Below are 17,183 nucleotides of genomic sequence, written 5' to 3'. Positions count from 1 at the left end.
AGGCGCCATGATCCCCATTACCGAATACGCTGGAAAAGACGTTGCGGTGTACGGCCTTGGCCGCACCGGTCTCAGCGCGGCCAAAGCCCTCAAGGCTGGCGGCGCGCGCGTCCATGCGTGGGATGATAATGAGGAAAGCCGCGCAAAGGCCGAAGCGGCCGGCATCGCCCTCTCCGACATCAACAAGCGCGACTGGCAGACCTTTGCTGCGCTCGTCCTGTCGCCGGGCATTCCGTACAAATTCCCCCAACCTCACCGCCTGGTGCGGATGGCGGAGATGACCGGCGTTCCGGTGATCGGGGATATGGAACTCTTCGCGCGCGCCGTGCAGGCACTGCCCGAGCGGGCGCGGCCGAAGATCGTCGCGATCACCGGCACCAATGGCAAGTCCACCACCACGGCGCTGATCGGGCATATACTGAAACAGGCGGGCCGCGATGCGCGCGTTGGCGGTAATATCGGCACCGGCGTGCTCGATCTCGCCCCGCTGCATTCCAATGCCATCTATGTGCTGGAGATGTCGTCCTACCAGCTCGACCTGGTGAAAAGCCTGCGCTGCGATGTGGCCGTCTTCATGAACCTCTCGCCTGACCATCTCGACCGGCATGGCGGCATGGATGGCTATCAGGCCGCGAAGATGCGCATCTTCCAGAACCAGACGGAGAAGGATGTCGCCGTCATCGGGTTTGACGATGTCTATTCCCAGTCGATCGCCATCGGCCTGTCGGCCAAGGGGCCGCAGAAGGTGGTGCAGATTTCCTCTACCTACACGCTGGGCAAGGGCATCAGCGCGGTGGACGGCCGCCTTTATGACAATCAGTCGGGCAAGGCGGAATTCGTCGGCAAGCTGGATGAATGTCCGGCGCTGATCGGACGCCACAACTATCAGAACGCCGCGGCGGCGTATGCGGCGTGCCGGGCGCTGGGCCTTGATCCGGGTACGATCATGGCGGGACTGCGCTCCTTCCCCGGCCTTGCCCACCGGATGGAAGCGGTCGGCGAGATCGGCGGCATCCGCTTCATCAACGATTCCAAGGCAACCAACGCCCAGGCTGCCGAACAGGCGCTGCGCGCCTTCAAGAACATCTACTGGATTGCCGGCGGGGTTCCGAAGGCGGAGGGCATTGCCCCGCTCGCCCCGCTCTTTCCCAACATCACCAAGGCCTACCTGATCGGCCAGGCCGAAGATGCCTTCGCCGCTACGCTGCACGGCAAGGTGCCCAGTCAGGTGTGCGGCGCGCTCGACCGGGCGGTGGAGGCGGCCTATCGCGATGCCAAGGCGGCCGGAGAGCCGGGCGCGGTCATCCTTCTGTCGCCTGCCTGCGCTAGCTTTGATCAGTTCAAGGATTACGAGCAGCGGGGCGACGCGTTCCGCAGCCTTGTGCAGGGCATGATGCCGGCCAGTCTCAAGGTGACCGCGTGAGCTACACGGCCAACGCACCGCTTCTGCCGCGTTCGGATGCATCCTGGTTTACCGAATGGCGCCGCACGCTGGATTGGGGGCTGGTGGCCGGCGCCGTTCTGCTGATGGGGATCGGTCTCCTGATGTCGCTCGCTGCCGGGCCGTCTGCCTCTGCGCGGATCGGCTATGGCGACGCCTATTACTTCGTCTACCGGCAGGCGGGACTGGCGGCCCTCAGCTTTACGATCATGATGAGTTTCAGCGCGCTTGACCGGAAATGGGCGCGGCGCGCGGCAACCGCGATTTTCTTCGTCAGTATCATGATGATGATTGCCGTGCTTGGCATCGGGCATGAGGCCAAGGGCGCCCAGCGTTGGTTACGCTTTGCCGGCTTCTCCATCCAGCCGAGCGAGACGGTGAAGCCGGCGCTGATCCTACTCTGCGGTTGGCTGCTGGCGCAGCGCGAGCTTTATCCCAAGGGCCCCTGGGCGCTGGTGGCCTTCATCTTCTATGCGGTGACGCTCGGCCTGCTGCTGCTGCAACCGGATGTCAGCCAGTCGGTGCTGCTGACGGCCGCCTTTCTGACGACCTTCTTCGTCAGCGGCCTGCCCAAGCGCTGGGTGGGGATCTTTGGACTGGGCGGCGGCGTGCTGGCGATAGCGCTCTATAATCTGCTGCCTTATGTGAAGGCGCGGGTGGATGTGTTCGTGAACCCGGCTTCGGTGGACCGCTACCAGCTCGACAAGGCGGCCGAAGCCATCAGCCGGGGCGGCCTGTTCGGTGTCGGGCCGGGGGAAGGGCTGGTGAAGGCCCGCCTGCCGGACGCGCATACCGATTTCATCTTCGCGGTGATGGCCGAGGAGTTTGGTCTCGTGGCGATTGTGGTGCTGATGGCGATCTTTGCGATGATGGCGATCCGCGGTTTCCGCGCGGCTGCCCGTATCGAGGACGGCTATGCCCGCACGGCGGCGGCGGGCCTCTTCACCCTGTTCAGCCTCCAGGCGGCGGTCAATATCGGCGTGAACCTGGCCGTTCTGCCGCCAACCGGTGTGACACTGCCTTTTGTCTCCTATGGCGGCTCTTCCATGGTGGGTATGGGATTGACGCTCGGCCTTGCGCTTGCTCTCGTCCGCGGCGAAGGCACAAGGAGCCGTGGCCAGTATGGCTGACACACCCGATTCAAAACTCGTCATCATCGCAGCCGGGGGCACCGGCGGTCACATGTTCCCCGCCCGCGCCTTTGCCGATGAAATGCGCGCGCGCGGCTGGAACACGGCGCTGATCTCCGATTCCCGCGGCCTGAAATACGCTGCCGACTTTCCGGCAGACTGGAAGGAAGAGATCGAGGCGGCCAGCCCCAATTTCCGCAAGCCCTGGACGGTGCCCGGCGCGGCGTTGAAGATCAATGCCGGCATTGCCCGGGCCCGCCGCCTGATGAAGCAGCATCTGCCGGCGCTGGTCGCCGGTTTCGGGGGCTATCCGGCCTTTCCCGCGCTGGCGGCGGCGCGGCGCCTAGGCGTCCCGATCATCATCCACGAACAGAATGCCGTGCTTGGCCGGGTGAACCGCCAGTTTGCCAAACATGCCAGGCTGGTGGCCAGCGGCTTTGAGCGGCTCGACCGCCTGCCCCCCGGATCGGCGCACATGCCGATCGGCAATCCCGTGCGCGCCCCCATCCTGGAAGCCGGTAAGGTTCCCTATCCGCCTACGGACGAGACGCTGAACATCTTCGTCACCGGTGGCAGCCAGGGGTCGCGCATCATTGGCGAAGTCGTGCCGCTGGCGATCGCCAATCATATTCCCGCGCCGCTGCGTGTGCGCCTCAAGGTGGTCCAGCAGGTGCGCGAGGAACAATATGAGATTGTCTCGAACATCTACCGCAATGCCGGTGTTGCCTGCGAGCTGTCTGCCTTCTTCCGCGACATGCCGGAGCGTCTCGCTGCGTCCCATCTGGTGATCGCGCGCTCGGGCGCCGGCACGGTGAGCGAACTGGCCGCTGTCGGGCGCCCATCGATCCTCATTCCGCTCGCCATCGCCATGGATGACCATCAGGCGGCGAACGCTGAAGCGCTGACCGAGGTGGGCGCCGCCGACATGATCCTGGAAGCCAATGTGACACCCAAGCTGCTGGGCGAGCTGATCTCAGCGCGCCTCTCCGACGGGCCAGACCTTGCGGCGCGCGCTGCCGCGGCAAAGTCTGCAGCCCGCCCGGATGCGGCCCTGAAACTGGCGGAAATGGCGGAGAGGATCGCGGAACTATGATCCGCCGCTCTGCCTACATTGCACTCGTCTTCGGCCTGTTCCTCACGATCTTCGAGGTCGTGCGTAATTGGGGCCATTGGCTGCCCTGGCCGTTCTGGCTGGTCAGCTTCATTACGGCCGGGGCGCTGATCTGGGGCGCCATCCGCACGCTGTATCAGGGCTCCTCCCGCATGCTGTCGGCGGCGTGGGGTGTTACGGTCGGGATTTTCTGGATGTCGTATTTCACGCATGTGCAGGTTCTGGTCGAAGGCGTCGGTGTGCATAAGGGCGAAGGTCCGATGACACTGGTGATGGGCCTGATGCTGATCGTTGCGATTGCGGGGCTTTTGTTGTCACTGACGCGGCGGACGATTTAGAGGCGCGAGGTTTGCCATGACCACCCCAACCCCGTTTCCGGTAGGCCCGGCGCATATCGTCGGCATCGGTGGCATCGGTATGTCGGGCATTGCCGATGTGATGCTGACCATGGGCTATGAGGTTCAGGGCTCGGACGTGGCCGACAGCGCCAATGTCGAGCGCCTGCGGGCGCGCGGGGTGAAAGTGTTCATCGGCCACAAAGCCGAGAATGTGACCGGCGCGGGCACGGTGATCATCTCCACCGCTATCCGCCGCGATAATCCGGAAGTGCAGGCCGCGCGCGCTGCAGGCATCCCGGTTGTGCGCCGGGCCAACATGCTGGCCGAGATCACCCGCCTCAAATACACCGTCTGCATTGCTGGCACGCATGGCAAGACGACCACCACCTCGCTGGTCGCCTGCCTGCTGGACGGGGCGGGCATAGACCCGACGGTCATCAATGGCGGCATCATCCATGCCTATGGCTCGAACTATAAGGCGGGCGAAAGCGACTGGATGGTGGTGGAAAGCGATGAGAGCGATGGCACCTTCGCCAAGCTTCACCCCACCTGCGCCATCGTTACCAATATCGACCCCGAGCATATGGACCATTACGGCACCATGGAAAATCTGCGCGAGGCGTTCGACACCTTTGTCGAGAACCTGCCCTTCTATGGCTTTGCTGTTCTCTGTACGGATCACCCTGAAGTACAGGCGCTGGCTGCCCGCGTCACCGACCGGCGGCGCATCACCTATGGGTTCAACCTGCAGGCCGATGTGCGCGCGGTGAGCCTGCGCACCGATCTTTCCGGCGCGCATTTCGACGTCGAAATCCGGCGCGGGGCCGGCGAGCCGCCCCGCCGGATCGCAGGGCTGACCCTGCCGATGGCGGGCGAGCATAACGTCCAGAACGCGCTGGCGGCCATCACCGTGGCGCTCGAACTCGGCGCGAGTGATGACCAGATCCGGGGCTCTCTGGCAAAGTTTGGCGGCGTGAAGCGGCGCTTTACGCCGGTGGGCGATTGGGTGCCCGCTGCGGGGCAGGATCCGGTGAAGATCATCGATGATTACGGCCACCACCCGGTCGAGATTGCCGCGGTGCTCAAGGCCGGGCGCGCCATGCAGGGCGACCGCACGCTGATCGCTGTCTGCCAGCCCCACCGGTATTCGCGGTTGAGCGACCTCTTTGAGGAATTTTCCCGCTGCTTCGATCAGGCCGATCATCTTCTGGTCGCCCCTGTCTATGAGGCGGGCGAGACGCCCATACCCGGCATCACGCACGAAGCCCTTGTCCGCTCCATCCAGCGCCACGGCCATCGCAGCGCGCAGGCATTGTCGTCGCTCGCCGATCTGCCCGAAGCGGTCAAGGCGCTGGCGGGGCCGGGCGCGATGGTTGTCTGCCTGGGAGCAGGGGACATCACCCGCTATGCCGGGGAGCTTGCCGGCAAGCTTCAGGGCTGACGCTGGGTCACAGACAAAACCGCCTTCCGCTTTGTGCAATTGCGACTAGTCTCGCCGCACAACGCGCGGAGCACACGCGCCGGGAGGATGCGAATGGCGCAAGCGATTGTGGATGCCGGTGGCGGCAACCTGGCTCATACTCACAAGGGAGAAGGAGGCGCGCTCGGCAAGACCGGCTTCTCCTGGGCCTGGTTTGAGGCGGCGCGCAATCCCTACTACATCCTGATCGTCATCTATGTGTTCGCGCCGTATTTCGCGCGGGACATTGTCGGCGCCGACATTCTCGCCAGCGGCAAGCTGGATGGGCTCTCGCCTGAGGAGGCCCGCCGCGTTGCGGGCGCCGAAGGCCAGGCGATGGTTGCCAATCTTTCCAAGACGGCAGGCTATATCGCTGCCCTGACCGCGCCCTTCCTCGGCGCCGCGTTCGACCGGGGCCTGCGCCGCAAGCCGCTGATCTTCTTTTGCCTGTCGCTGATCTCGCTGGTGGGAATTTCCCTCTGGTGGGCCATTCCGGGACCGGTCGGCCTCTCGACCGGCGCGATCATGTCGCTGCTGATTATCGCCTATGTCTGCTACAGCTATAGCGAGGTGGCGCACAATTCGATGCTGCCGGATGCGGCGCGGCTGGACGCTTTGCCGGCCGTATCGGGACTTGGCCTTGCGCTCGGCAATGGCATGGCGACGCTGATGTTTGTCGCCATCGTGTTCATGTTTGCGCTGCCGGAGGTGCTTGGCTGGCCCTTTTCCGCCCCCTTGTTTGGAATTGATCCGGCCCAGTACGAACAGTTTCGCATTGCCGGGCCGATCTGCGGGGTCTGGATGCTGGCCTCCATGATCCCGTTTTTCCTCTATGCGAGGGATACGGGCGTACGGGGCACTTCGCCGGTACGCGCGATCCGGGAAGGCGCCCAGGGCGTGGTCCGCACCATTCGCCAGGCGGCGCATCACCGCGAGGCGTTCAAATTCCTCATTGCCCGGACCATCTATGCGGACGGGATGTTCGCGCTGCTGACCATCGGCGCGGTGTATGTCAGTCTGTTCCTCGGCTGGGGCCTGATCGAGTTGACCATCTACGCCATCTGGGCCTCGGCCTGGGGCGTGGCGGGCGGCATCTTCGGTGGTTGGCTGGACCAGCGGCTCGGTCCCAAGAATGCGCTGATCGTCGAGATCGCCGCGATTGTGCTGATCCTGTTCCTCGGTCTTTCGGTCACGCGAGACTCTGCCTTCTTCGGCCTGGTGCCAAACGTAAAGGTATGGGACGCGCCATTCTTCTCCGGCTCATCGGATCTTATCTATCTGTTCCAAGGCGCGCTGATTGCCATCTTCGCCACGGCGAACATTTCCTCGAGCCGGTCGATGCTGATCCATGTCGCGCCGGCGCATATGCGGGGCGAATTCTTCGGCCTGTTCGCGATCGCCGGAACGGTGACGGTCTGGCTCGGGCCGCTGCTGATCGAGCAGTTCACGCGCTGGTCAGGCGATCAGCGGATCGGCATGTCGGCCATCGCGCTGCTGTTCTTCCTCGGGCTCGCGGTGTTGCTGACGGTCAAGTCTGATCCGCCCCAGCGGCGCGCCGCCTAGCGTAATCTCTCAGCTCGCTGGGCCGAAGGCAGGCGGGCCGCCGCCGCTCTTGCGGATGCGTTCGATATTCGAAACACGCCGGGGGCGGAGATAAAAGGTGTCGCTCATCGTTATCGATGTATCGATCACGACGCTGAAGCCGCTTGTATAGTCATACTCGATCTCGGTCAGGATCACCGAACCGGGCTGGGGCACAATGCCATCAGGCACCGGCACGATGGAATTGACCACGCGCGGCTCCATCTTGTAGCCGTCTGACCAGGCAACCCGCTTCTGTCCATTGCCGCTATCGACGATGGATGTGATCCGCATGCGGGTTTCCGATGCCGGATAGGGCTGCATCATTACCGTGGCGGCGTTGTAGAGCTCTCGCATGTCCTCATCGGATACCGAGGCGAGGCGTGAGGTGAGATCCCCCAGGCTGGAGGCTGTTGCCGTAACGCGGCGATCAGCGCGCATTATGAAGCTCAGCTCGATACAGCCGAAGAAGATCAGCACCATGAGGGGCGCAATAAAGGCAAATTCGACGGCAGAAACACCATCCTCATTGCGAAGAAGACTTTTCAGGCCAAGTCGCCGGGGCGCGTTCTTCCGCTCCAGGCGGGCTTTGAAATAGCGATTGAGCAGCATTAGGATTCGCTCCCGAAGGGCTCGTTGCGGAACACTACATTGGACTGGATCAGGTGTTTGTGGCCGGCCATGTTGGCGAGGGGGGCGCTGAGGATCGGGGTCATCAGATCCCACTCATAGAATACGCGCACGGCCACGATATCGTTGGGGCCGCCCGGAATGAACCCGAATTCCTCGCCATTGATGGCGCCCGCGTCGTTTAGAGGCGAGCCCGTTGGCACGGAGCTGAAGCCATCAATGGTCTGGACGTCGAAATAAAGGCGGTTCTGGCAGTCCATCATACCCATCAGTTCACTGCAGAGCAGCTCGCGGAACTCTTCAGGTGTCATGCCCGCCTGCTGCACAGCGCCCGTGCGCAGCGGCCGGGCGGCATCGGCAATACCATGGTCAAGGATCGCCGCCATGATGAAGATCATGCAGACTTCCAGCAGGCCAAAAATCAGGAAAAAGAAGGGAGCCGCGATCAGCGCAAACTCCACCGCAGCGACGCCCCTGCGGTCGCTGGCGTAATCGCGAAGGCGCGCGTGAAGGCGCGCCGCAAGGCTGTATCGGATGCTGGGCATCATCAGGCTATTCCCCCCAATGGGATCAGCCTGAGGCTTTATCATGTTCCGGTTTGTGGCCCGTTGATCAGGTCGATGCAATTTTACGCATTGCCTGGCTGGCGGTCAGTTGCCTTCGGTCAAGGCCTGGGCTTGCAGCTGCTGCTGTATGAGCCCCGAGAAATAGGCCGGATCATCCCCCAGCGTCAGCGCTGACCGGCAGACCGGGGCGCAATCATAAGTCTGGTTCTGGCCGGCGCGGTTGATGGTCACCAGGTTGGAAGAGTTGGCGGTGACGACCACTTCGGCGCTGTAAACCTCTTCACCGGCCTTGTTGAACACCATCAGATTGGTGGTGCCATAGCTCTTGCCTGTCACGAAGATCAGCCGCTCGTCATGCACGGCGACATCGGCAATGTTCTTGTTGCCCACCACGATGCTGGAGGCAGGGCCGGAAAGGCGCAGGGGCACTGTTTTGGAAGCCTCGATGGACAAGTGCTGTGCCTGGGCGGCGCCGGAGAGAAGCAGGCTGGCGAGAGCAGCAAGGGCAGGCTTCACGAGGATCTTCATTATACGGAAACTCCGGCGCATGTTTTCCGGAACCTCGCCTATTTTGGTTTCCTATTTCCTAATGCCCCGCCGGCATGGCGAAAGCATTCCGCCGGGAAGGGGGATTTTCAAGGTATATATATAAGGAATCGCGCGCGCGTAGGGCCCGGGCTTGCTGCGGCGTAATCAGTAAACAACCCCCTGATTTCGCTTCATGAATTTTCTGACTCCGGAAACGAGATCTCAAAGTTGCGCGTGTAGAACCATTTCTGTTCCGGGAATAAAAGTTTCTAGCCGGAACTGTCAAACGCATGATGGGAGTTTCCAATGTTTGCACGTTTTCTGAAAGACGAGTCCGGCGCCACCGCAATCGAGTATGGCCTGATCGCCGCTCTGATCGCTGTTGCCATTATCGGCGGTGTTTCCGCTCTTGGTAGCTCGGCCAACGACACGTTTAACAACGTTTCGGACGAGATCAGCAAAGGCGCTGCTGCTCCTTCGACCTAATCGAAGTTCAGTTCGTATGAGAGAGCCGCCGGTCTTCCGGCGGCTCTTTTCATTTGTGCTGTGTGCCGTGTGCTGCGCTTCAAGCCTTCTTTCAGTCTTTTGCGGCAGACTGCTCACATAAACAAATAAACGGGAGATGCCAGATGGTGCTCATGATCCTTGCTGCCCTGTTCCTCAGCCTCTGTGTTGTGGCGGCGCTGTTTGATGTGAACCAGCTGAAGATTCCCAACTGGCTGAACCTCACGCTGGCGGGGCTTTTTGTTTCGGCTGCGGCTGTTTCAGGCCTACCGCTCGAAATCCTGGGGGGGCATCTGATAGCGGGTGGTCTCGCCTTCGTGATTGCCTTCGGCCTCTTCGCCTTCCGTATCTTCGGGGGAGGAGACGCCAAGATGATCCCGGCTGTTGTGCTGTGGATGGGCCCGGCGGCGGCGTTTCCCTTCGTTTACTACATGGCGCTGGTCGGCGGGGCCTGCGCGCTCGTCATCCTGATGGTCCGCCGCACCACGCCGGCCGAACTGATCCCCGGCTTCATGCGCGCTCCTTTTGAAGAAAAGGCGGGCGTCCCCTACGGCGTTGCCATTGCGGCCGGCGCGCTCCTGGCCGGCGTCAAATCGCCCCTCCTCGCAGATCTATTCCGTGTTGCGGGATTTACCGGTTAACGATCCTTTAGGCGGCGCGTGCAATTTTCCCCACAGTATGAACTGGCTGGCCGTATGCGTTTACCTTTGCATACGGAATTGGGAGGGAGAGGCGCCGCATGTCGCCGATACGCATTATTATCCTGTTGCTGGCGCTTGTGGCAGCCGGCGGGGCAGCCCTGCTTGTAAGCCGCATGAGCCAGCCGCAGGTCGTCACCGAGACGGTGACCCGCGACAACACCATCGTCCAGACAGAACAGGTCTCCGAGATCAAGGTTCTGACCGCCAAACGGGACTTCGCCATCGGTGAACAGATAAAGGCCGAAGACCTCCAATGGTCGGTCTGGCCAGAGAAAGGCGTTGTCGAAGGTCAGTATACCGAAGCGGCGGCCCCGAATGCGATCGAGGAGATCGCTGGCGCAGTTGTAAAAATGCCGGTCTACAAGCGCGAACCCCTGATGCCCCAGCGCATCGTCAAGCGCGGCGAGGCGGGCCTTCTGCCGGTGCTCATGGGCGCAGACATGCGCGCTGTCTCGGTTGGTATATCGCCTGAGTCTGCCTCGGGGGGCTTCATTCTGCCCAATGACCGGGTGGACCTGATCCTTACCTATGAACAGAAGCCGACCGCCAATAATGGCCTGACGGAAGAGCGCACCGTTTCCAAGATCATCCTTCAGAATGTGCGTGTGCTGGCGATTGACCAGGCCTATGCACCCGGCGCGCCGGAAGAGTCCACGCGTATCGGCCGCACCGCAACGCTTGAGGTAACCCCCTCCGAAGCAGAGCTGGTGGCCCTGTCGCAAAGCAAGGGACAGCTTTCCCTCGCACTGCGTCCGCTCAGCGAGGAAGCCGTCAGCGCCGCGCGCACGCCGCGCCTCGAGCTGAATGGCGGCGACGATGCCGGCAGCGCCGTGATGATTATTCGCAACAGCAGGCCGACCCTTACGGCCATGGGGAGCAACTGATTATGCGCATGATGAAGGCGCTGACCTGCGCTACCCTCATTACAATCGCAGCAGGCCCGCTGGCGGTGGCCCAGACCGTGCCGAACGGGATGGGAACCAGCATCACGAAGCCGGGCGACCAGGCCGTTTCCCGCCGGGTGACGCTCGGGGTCGACAAGTCGATGATCGTCGATCTGGAAGCGCCAGCCGCCGATGTGGTGATTTCCAATCCCGAGATCGCGGACGCCGTTGTCCAGACCGCGCAGCGGATCATTTTCCGCGGTATCCGGTTCGGCCAGACCAATGCGCTGATCTTCGACCGGGCAGGGCGCACGCTGCTCGACCTCAACATTTCCGTTGAAACCGATCTTGCCTCCCTTGAGGACACCATTTCCCGGCATGTTCCCGATGCGCGGGTAAAGATTGAAAGCATCAATGGCAGCATCATCCTGACCGGGATGGTGGATAATCTCTCCCAGTCCGATCAGGTCAGCCGTCTGGTCAAGGCCTTCTTCCCGGAAGCGGCTGCCGGCGGCAGCCTTCAGATCGTCAATATGCTGAACGTCAACGCGGCGGATCAGGTCCTGCTTGAAGTGCGCATCGTCGAGATGCAGCGCAGCGTAATCAAGCAGCTGGGGATCAATCTTTCCGGCTCCACCAGCTTTGGAGAACTTGCCAGCCAGTCGCTGCAGCAGGTGTTCCAGGGCGGCCTGCCCTTGTTCTTTGATCCGGATACGGGGCAGTACAATACCACCGGACAGGGCAATGCCGTCGAGATGCTCCAGCCCGACAGCCCCTTCACCAATTCCTTCTCCGGAAGCGCGTCCAATGGTTTCAACGTTCAGGGCCAGGCTCTGGGCGGGGTGTCTCTGAAAACGGGCTACACCAACTACAATAATGGCCGCTTGCAGTCCTCTGTCGGGGCGGCGATCGACGCGATGGAGCGTATTGGCATTGTCCGTACACTGGCGGAGCCCAACATCGTGGCAATGTCAGGTGAGAGCGCGAAATTCCTCGCGGGCGGCGAGTTCCCGGTGCCGGTCGGCCAGAACCAGAACGGCCAGATCACGGTGGAGTTCAAACCTTACGGGGTCGGCCTTGCCTTCACGCCGGTTGTCCTCTCCGAGGGGCGCATCTCGCTGAAAGTGTCGACTGAAGTGTCCGAGCTGACTTCACAAGGTGCCTTCCAGGGCGCGGCGCAGACCTTTACCGATCCGGATGGCAACACCACGATCATTCAGGGCGCCACCCTGCCAGCCCTTTCGGTGCGGCGGGCAGAGTCCGTGGTCGAACTTCCTTCGGGTGGCTCGATGATGATGGCGGGTCTCATTTCGGTGAAAGACCGCCAGACCGTCGATCAGCTGCCTGGTCTCAAGAAGCTGCCAATTCTGGGCGCCCTGTTCCAGTCGCGGGATTTCCTCTCGGATGAAACCGAACTGGTCGTGATGGTGACGCCCTATCTCGTCGGCCCGGCCAGCAAGGCGAACATGAAATCGCCCGCCGACGGTTATGCCAACGCCTCGGACGCCAAGACCATTTTCTTCGGCAAGCTGAATGAAACCTATGGCCGCGATGGCGCCCCCATCAAGGCTGACGAATATCGTGCCCCTGTGGGCTTTATGGAAGAGTAGGGCAAGACAGACCATGACCCGTCAGATCCGTTCGCTACCAGCTCTCATCGCCCTCGGCGCCAGCGCCGCGGCCATAACGGCCTGCGCCAGCGCCGCGCCGACCGCCGTGCCAGCGGCTTATCTTGAAACCTCACCGCTCGATCTCAATGCCATTCAGGTCGAAAAGCGCACCGAGTTTCTGGAAGTCGCCATCGATGCGCAGTCCAGCGAGCTTTCCAGCAGCGACCGGGCGCGTATCCGCGAATTCCTGGCAGGCTATGTGAAGCGCGGCCATGGGCCCCTGGTCCTGTCGATGCCCCAGGCCTCGGCCAATCCGCAACTCGCGGTCGCCGCCGTGGCAGAGGCCCGCGCCATCGCCTGGGATCTCGGCGTTGAGTATGAAGAAATGACAGGCCGCGCCCATGGCGCGGGCTCGCCCGTCAGTGAGCCGATGATCCTGGCCTATCAGAGCTATGAGGCGATTGCGCCCTATTGCCCACCCAAGTCGACGGTGGATTTCAGCAATATCGATTCCAACAACCAACTGCCGACGCTGGGCTGTTCGGTCCGCACCAATCTGGCCGCCATGATCATTGATCCAGGTGACCTTCTCGGGAAGCGCGCGCTTGACCCGTCTGATCTTTCCCGCCGCGAGGTCATTCTGGAGAAGTTCCGTGCTGGGGAATCCACGGCGTCCGAACGGTTGAGCCAGGAGTCCGGCGCTGTCTCGTCGGCAGTTCAGTAACGTCTAGGCGCAAGCCTCGGGGAGCACAAAGAAGATGGGTAAAGACAATCCGATGTTCGAAGACGACATCGACCCTGAGTTCGAAGATGTCTTCGGCGAAGAGGGGCCATCGACACCGATAGGCAAGGCGACGGCGGCAATCTTTGGGGAAGCGCCCGCGGCAGCTGCGCCCGTGCAGCCGGTGGTGGATTTCGCGGCTCGTCCGGCCAACTACAATATGCCGGTTTTCTCTTCCGGAGATGAGGGTGGCGACGCCCTGCTGCCGGCCATTTCGATCAAGCTGTTCTATGAGCGTGAAGAAACCCGTCTGCTGATGGAACTTTGCGCGCAGGACCGGCGCATGGGACGGGCCACCGTCGAGTGCCTGCCTGGCGGCATTCCGTCTGCGATCCATTATCTGCAGGGGAACCCCACCCCCAACCTCATCCTCATCGAGTCCGGCTCGGTGGCCGAGCAGGTGATCGCCGAGGTCGACGCGCTGGCCGAGCATTGCGACGAGCATGTGAAGGTCGTCGTCATCGGATCGGTCAACGACATCATGCTCTACCGCCAGCTGATGGCGCGGGGCGTATCGGAATACCTTGTTCCCCCGTTCCAGCCGCTTCAGATCATCCGCGCTATATCGAGCCTGTTTACCGATCCGGACGCGCCCTTTGTTGGCCGCCAGATATCCGTGGTCGGTGCAAAGGGCGGGGTAGGGGCGTCCACCATTGCCCACAACCTTGCCTGGTCGCTGGCGGAGAACATCAAGGTCAACACCACGCTGGTCGACCTCGATCTCTCCTTCGGCACCACCGCGCTCGACTTCAACCAGGAAACGCCCCAGACGATCGCCGATGCACTGCTGGCGCCGGAGCGGGCTGACGACGCGGTGATCGAGCGCCTGCTGGCGCGCGCCACTGAGCGCCTCTCCCTGTTCACAGCGCCGGCCCATATCAACCAGATCATCGATATTCCCGATGATGCGTACACGACCGTCATCCAGGGTGTGCGCCGGAACGTGCCCTTCATGGTGCTGGATCTGCCACATGTCTGGAACCAGTGGCTGCGCACCACGCTGATTCAATCTGACGAGGTAATCGTGGTCTGCCAGCCAGATCTGGCCTCGCTGCGCAATGGCAAGAACCTGATCGACCAGCTCAAGGGCCACCGGGTCAACGACAACGCGCCCCGGCTGGTGCTGAACATGTGCGGTGTGCCCAAGCGGCCGGAAATTCCGGTGAAGGATTTCGCCGCCGCCATCGGCGTGGAGCCCGAGATCATCGTGCCCTTCGACCCGGAAGTGTTCGGCACGGCGGCCAATAATGGCCAGATGATTTCCGAAACCGGCCCGGCCTCACGCCCGGCCATGGCCATCGATCAGCTGGCTGCGGCGCTCAGCGGGCGGGCGATCCAGAGGGTGGAGAAATCATTCCTCAAGAAACTGCTGGGTAAGTAGGGCGTTCAAGAAAACGGGATAGATCATGGCTTTTGGCAAACGCTCGGTTACATCTTCCGCAACGCTGCCGTCACCGGCGCCTGCGGCGGCGCCGAAGCCGGCTACCCCAGCGCCAGCCGCGCCGGCTGCGCCGGTCAAGCCGCGCGCGCCCGAGCCTGCACCTGTTGCGGCAGCAAAGCTTAAGACCCCGGAGGTGAAGCCCGAGCCCGTCCGCAAGGTCAATCAGCATTCCGATCAGTATTACGCGACCAAGACCACCATCTTCAACGCTCTGATCGACACGATTGACCTCTCCCAGCTCGCCCAGCTGGACACCGAGAGCGCGCGTGAGGAAATCCGCGACATTGTCGTCGAGATCATCAGCATCAAGAATGTCGTGATGTCGATCTCCGAGCAGGAATACCTGCTCGACGATATCTGTAACGATGTGCTTGGCTATGGCCCGCTTGAGCCGCTGCTGGCGCGGGATGACATTGCCGATATCATGGTCAACGGCGCCGACACAACCTATATCGAGGTCAACGGCAAGATCGAACGGACCAATATCCGTTTCCGCGACAATGCGCAGCTGATGAACATCTGCCAGCGGATCGTCAGCCAGGTTGGCCGGCGCGTGGATGAAAGCTCACCGATTTGCGACGCGCGCCTGCTTGACGGATCCCGCGTCAACGTGATTGCCCCGCCGCTCGCCATTGACGGCCCCACGCTCACCATTCGTAAGTTCAAGAAGGACAAGCTGAAGCTTGACGATCTGGTCCGCTTCGGATCGATCAGCGAAGCTGGCGCGGAGATCCTGCGCATTATCGGTCATAGCCGCTGCAATGTTCTGATATCGGGCGGTACGGGCTCAGGCAAGACGACGCTGCTCAACTGTCTTACCGGCTTCATCGAGCCGGGGGAGCGCGTCATCACCTGTGAAGACTCCGCCGAACTTCAGCTGCAGCAGCCCCATGTGGTGCGCCTCGAAACCCGCCCACCGAACATCGAGGGTTCGGGCGAAGTCACCATGCGCGAACTCGTAAAGAACTGTCTGCGTATGCGTCCCGAACGGATCATCGTGGGCGAGGTGCGCGGTCCTGAAGCGTTCGACCTTCTGCAGGCCATGAACACCGGCCATGACGGCTCGATGGGTACGCTGCACGCCAACAGCCCGCGCGAAGCGCTCAGCCGTGTGGAATCCATGATCACCATGGGCGGTTTCTCCCTGCCGGCAAAAACCATCCGTGAGATGATTGTCGGATCGATTGACGTGGTCGTTCAGGCGTCGCGTCTGCGCGATGGCTCCCGCCGCATCATGTGTATCACCGAGGTGCTTGGGCTTGAGGGCGACACGATCGTTCTTCAGGATATCCTCAAATACGAGATCGACGGCGAAGACGAGAACGGCAAGATCACTGGCCGCCACAGGGGCATGGGCATCGGCCGGCCGCGCTTCTGGGAGCGGGCCTCCTACTATAACCTTGAGCGCGAACTCGCCGCTGCTCTTGATGAGGTCAATGGCGGCTGATGGCTGGTTCAATGGTTCCCTACATTGTCGCGGCGCTCGCCTTCCTGGCGATTGTCGGCCTGGGCCTTGTGCTTACCAGCAACAATGACGACGCGGCCCGCAAGCGTGCCAGGGCGATTAGCGCTGGTCGGGGAGGGGGGCAGGTCAAGGGCGGCAAGGTTGCTGACGAAAACGCCCGCCGCCGGGCAAAAACGCAGGAGATGCTCGAAGGGCTGCGCAAGCAGGACAAAGAGCGCCGCCGGAATGATCCCATGCGGAATATCGGGTCCAAGCTCACCCAGGCGGGTCTTGAGATACCCGTGCCGATGTTCTGGTTGCTTTCGGCTGTGTGCGGGCTGGTCTGTGCCGGGGTTGTCTATATTTCCGGCGCCGATGGTCTGGTTATCAACGGCATTTCCCTGAAAAGCCGGCCCGTTCTGGTGGCGGCGGCCTTCTTCGGCGGCACGCTGGGCGTTCCGCAGTTCATCCTGAACTTCCTCATCAAAGGGCGCCATACCAAGATGGTGAACCAGTTCGCCGACGCGCTGGACATCATTGTGCGCGGCGTGCGGTCAGGTTTGCCGCTGAACGAATGTATCCGCGTCATTGCAAAGGAAAGCCCCGAGCCGCTGCGCAAAGAGTTCATGACCTTCGCCGACAACCTGGCCATGGGCGCGGGTCTCGACCGTTCGCTGGCCGCGCTTTACAAGCGCATGCCGCTACAGGAGATCAACTTTTTCGCCATCGTGCTGATGATCCAGTCGAAGGCGGGCGGTAACCTCTCCGAAGCCTTGCACAACCTCTCCTCTGTCATCCGCTCCCGCAAGATGATGCGCGAGAAGGTGAAGGCTCTCTCTTCGGAGGCCAAGGCCTCTGCGATGATTATCGGCTGCCTTCCTTTCGCGGTGGGCCTGATGGTCTTCCTCACCACACCCGATTACATCATGGAACTCTTCCGTACAGAGACAGGGCACGTCATCCTCGTGATGGCTGCCGGCATGATGGGCACGGGCATCACGGTCATGCGCAACATGATCAACTTCGACATGTGA

Annotated in this window: 17 protein-coding genes; 14 read left to right on the top strand and 3 right to left on the bottom strand. The window is 62.0% G+C overall.

Annotated elements, in window-relative coordinates; all coding sequences use genetic code 11:
- The first annotated feature begins 7 nt into the window (after positions 1 to 7).
- The 6 genes from murD (at position 8) to BBF93_RS15325 (ending at position 7,042) form a co-directional block, all read left to right on the top strand.
- Positions 8 to 1,423, top strand: a complete 1,416-nt coding sequence (murD, locus tag BBF93_RS15350; RefSeq protein ID WP_035600279.1) for a UDP-N-acetylmuramoyl-L-alanine--D-glutamate ligase — start codon at positions 8 to 10, stop codon at positions 1,421 to 1,423.
- Positions 1,420 to 2,571 carry an FtsW/RodA/SpoVE family cell cycle protein gene (locus BBF93_RS15345; protein WP_114106509.1) on the top strand — a complete coding sequence of 384 codons (1,152 nt, stop codon included), beginning with the start codon at positions 1,420 to 1,422 and terminating at the stop codon, positions 2,569 to 2,571. Before murD ends, BBF93_RS15345 begins: the two co-directional genes overlap by 4 nt.
- Complete coding sequence (gene murG / locus BBF93_RS15340; RefSeq protein ID WP_114106508.1) at positions 2,564 to 3,664, top strand: undecaprenyldiphospho-muramoylpentapeptide beta-N-acetylglucosaminyltransferase; 1,101 nt, start codon at positions 2,564 to 2,566, stop codon at positions 3,662 to 3,664. The genes BBF93_RS15345 and murG overlap by 8 nt, the downstream gene beginning before the upstream one ends.
- Positions 3,661 to 4,020, top strand: coding sequence for a hypothetical protein (locus tag BBF93_RS15335; RefSeq protein ID WP_114106507.1), 360 nt, complete (start codon positions 3,661 to 3,663; stop codon positions 4,018 to 4,020). Before murG ends, BBF93_RS15335 begins: the two co-directional genes overlap by 4 nt.
- Positions 4,021 to 4,036: 16 nt before the next feature.
- Positions 4,037 to 5,461 carry a UDP-N-acetylmuramate--L-alanine ligase gene (gene murC / locus BBF93_RS15330; protein ID WP_114106506.1) on the top strand — a complete coding sequence of 475 codons (1,425 nt, stop codon included), beginning with the start codon at positions 4,037 to 4,039 and terminating at the stop codon, positions 5,459 to 5,461.
- 93 nt (positions 5,462 to 5,554) lie between these two features.
- Positions 5,555 to 7,042 carry an MFS transporter gene (locus tag BBF93_RS15325; RefSeq protein WP_114106505.1) on the top strand — a complete coding sequence of 496 codons (1,488 nt, stop codon included), beginning with the start codon at positions 5,555 to 5,557 and terminating at the stop codon, positions 7,040 to 7,042.
- Positions 7,043 to 7,051: 9 nt separating this feature from the next.
- Here BBF93_RS15325 and BBF93_RS15320 read toward each other — a convergent pair whose 3' ends face one another.
- From BBF93_RS15320 to BBF93_RS15310, 3 genes are all read right to left on the bottom strand, one after another.
- Positions 7,052 to 7,672, bottom strand: coding sequence for a TadE/TadG family type IV pilus assembly protein (locus BBF93_RS15320; RefSeq protein WP_114106504.1), 621 nt, complete (start codon positions 7,670 to 7,672; stop codon positions 7,052 to 7,054).
- Complete coding sequence (locus BBF93_RS15315) at positions 7,672 to 8,238, bottom strand: TadE/TadG family type IV pilus assembly protein (protein WP_233349159.1); 567 nt, start codon at positions 8,236 to 8,238, stop codon at positions 7,672 to 7,674. Before BBF93_RS15315 ends, BBF93_RS15320 begins: the two co-directional genes overlap by 1 nt.
- A gap of 102 nt (positions 8,239 to 8,340) precedes the next feature.
- Positions 8,341 to 8,784 carry a pilus assembly protein N-terminal domain-containing protein gene (locus BBF93_RS15310; RefSeq protein ID WP_162786593.1) on the bottom strand — a complete coding sequence of 148 codons (444 nt, stop codon included), beginning with the start codon at positions 8,782 to 8,784 and terminating at the stop codon, positions 8,341 to 8,343.
- Positions 8,785 to 9,090: 306 nt separating this feature from the next.
- Between BBF93_RS15310 and BBF93_RS15305 the strand changes: the two genes are divergently transcribed.
- From BBF93_RS15305 to BBF93_RS15270, 8 genes are all read left to right on the top strand, one after another.
- Positions 9,091 to 9,270 (top strand): Flp family type IVb pilin, encoded by a 180-nt coding sequence (locus BBF93_RS15305; RefSeq protein ID WP_114106502.1) that lies wholly within the window; start codon positions 9,091 to 9,093, stop codon positions 9,268 to 9,270.
- A 143-nt stretch (positions 9,271 to 9,413) separates the two neighbouring features.
- Complete coding sequence (locus BBF93_RS15300; RefSeq protein WP_114106501.1) at positions 9,414 to 9,929, top strand: prepilin peptidase; 516 nt, start codon at positions 9,414 to 9,416, stop codon at positions 9,927 to 9,929.
- Positions 9,930 to 10,027: 98 nt separating this feature from the next.
- A complete protein-coding gene (gene cpaB / locus BBF93_RS15295) occupies positions 10,028 to 10,873 on the top strand; it encodes a Flp pilus assembly protein CpaB (RefSeq protein WP_114106500.1) in 846 nt (281 codons plus the stop codon).
- 2 nt (positions 10,874 to 10,875) lie between these two features.
- Positions 10,876 to 12,483, top strand: a complete 1,608-nt coding sequence (locus BBF93_RS15290) for a type II and III secretion system protein family protein (protein WP_035600266.1) — start codon at positions 10,876 to 10,878, stop codon at positions 12,481 to 12,483.
- Between the two features lie 13 nt (positions 12,484 to 12,496).
- Positions 12,497 to 13,207 carry a CpaD family pilus assembly lipoprotein gene (locus BBF93_RS15285; protein WP_035600265.1) on the top strand — a complete coding sequence of 237 codons (711 nt, stop codon included), beginning with the start codon at positions 12,497 to 12,499 and terminating at the stop codon, positions 13,205 to 13,207.
- A 34-nt stretch (positions 13,208 to 13,241) separates the two neighbouring features.
- On the top strand, positions 13,242 to 14,645 hold the full coding sequence (locus BBF93_RS15280; protein WP_114106499.1) for an AAA family ATPase: 1,404 nt from the start codon (positions 13,242 to 13,244) through the stop codon (positions 14,643 to 14,645).
- Positions 14,646 to 14,670: 25 nt separating this feature from the next.
- Complete coding sequence (locus BBF93_RS15275) at positions 14,671 to 16,152, top strand: CpaF family protein (RefSeq protein WP_199288418.1); 1,482 nt, start codon at positions 14,671 to 14,673, stop codon at positions 16,150 to 16,152.
- Positions 16,152 to 17,183, top strand: coding sequence for a type II secretion system F family protein (locus tag BBF93_RS15270; protein WP_233349158.1), 1,032 nt, complete (start codon positions 16,152 to 16,154; stop codon positions 17,181 to 17,183). The genes BBF93_RS15275 and BBF93_RS15270 overlap by 1 nt, the downstream gene beginning before the upstream one ends.

Source organism: Hyphomonas sp. CACIAM 19H1 (assembly GCF_003325995.1).
In the GTDB taxonomy this organism is placed as follows: domain Bacteria; phylum Pseudomonadota; class Alphaproteobacteria; order Caulobacterales; family Hyphomonadaceae; genus Hyphomonas; species Hyphomonas polymorpha.
The sequence above is the reverse complement of the archived record's forward strand: the minus strand, read 5'-3'. Positions and strand labels throughout refer to the sequence as shown.

Bases quoted from the DNA above. Each gene is read 5' to 3' on its own strand.
- BBF93_RS15275 (WP_199288418.1), top strand. From the start codon at position 14,671: ATGGCTTTTGGCAAACGCTCGGTTACATCTTCCGCAACGCTGCCGTCA.
- BBF93_RS15305 (WP_114106502.1), top strand. From the start codon at position 9,091: ATGTTTGCACGTTTTCTGAAAGACGAGTCCGGCGCCACCGCAATCGAG.
- murG (WP_114106508.1), top strand. From the start codon at position 2,564: ATGGCTGACACACCCGATTCAAAACTCGTCATCATCGCAGCCGGGGGC.
- murC (WP_114106506.1), top strand. From the start codon at position 4,037: ATGACCACCCCAACCCCGTTTCCGGTAGGCCCGGCGCATATCGTCGGC.
- BBF93_RS15290 (WP_035600266.1), top strand. From the start codon at position 10,876: ATGCGCATGATGAAGGCGCTGACCTGCGCTACCCTCATTACAATCGCA.
- BBF93_RS15315 (WP_233349159.1), bottom strand. From the start codon at position 8,238: ATGATGCCCAGCATCCGATACAGCCTTGCGGCGCGCCTTCACGCGCGC.
- BBF93_RS15310 (WP_162786593.1), bottom strand. From the start codon at position 8,784: ATGAAGATCCTCGTGAAGCCTGCCCTTGCTGCTCTCGCCAGCCTGCTT.
- BBF93_RS15300 (WP_114106501.1), top strand. From the start codon at position 9,414: ATGGTGCTCATGATCCTTGCTGCCCTGTTCCTCAGCCTCTGTGTTGTG.
- BBF93_RS15325 (WP_114106505.1), top strand. From the start codon at position 5,555: ATGGCGCAAGCGATTGTGGATGCCGGTGGCGGCAACCTGGCTCATACT.
- BBF93_RS15335 (WP_114106507.1), top strand. From the start codon at position 3,661: ATGATCCGCCGCTCTGCCTACATTGCACTCGTCTTCGGCCTGTTCCTC.
- BBF93_RS15320 (WP_114106504.1), bottom strand. From the start codon at position 7,672: ATGCTGCTCAATCGCTATTTCAAAGCCCGCCTGGAGCGGAAGAACGCG.
- murD (WP_035600279.1), top strand. From the start codon at position 8: ATGATCCCCATTACCGAATACGCTGGAAAAGACGTTGCGGTGTACGGC.
- cpaB (WP_114106500.1), top strand. From the start codon at position 10,028: ATGTCGCCGATACGCATTATTATCCTGTTGCTGGCGCTTGTGGCAGCC.
- BBF93_RS15270 (WP_233349158.1), top strand. From the start codon at position 16,152: ATGGCTGGTTCAATGGTTCCCTACATTGTCGCGGCGCTCGCCTTCCTG.
- BBF93_RS15285 (WP_035600265.1), top strand. From the start codon at position 12,497: ATGACCCGTCAGATCCGTTCGCTACCAGCTCTCATCGCCCTCGGCGCC.
- BBF93_RS15280 (WP_114106499.1), top strand. From the start codon at position 13,242: ATGGGTAAAGACAATCCGATGTTCGAAGACGACATCGACCCTGAGTTC.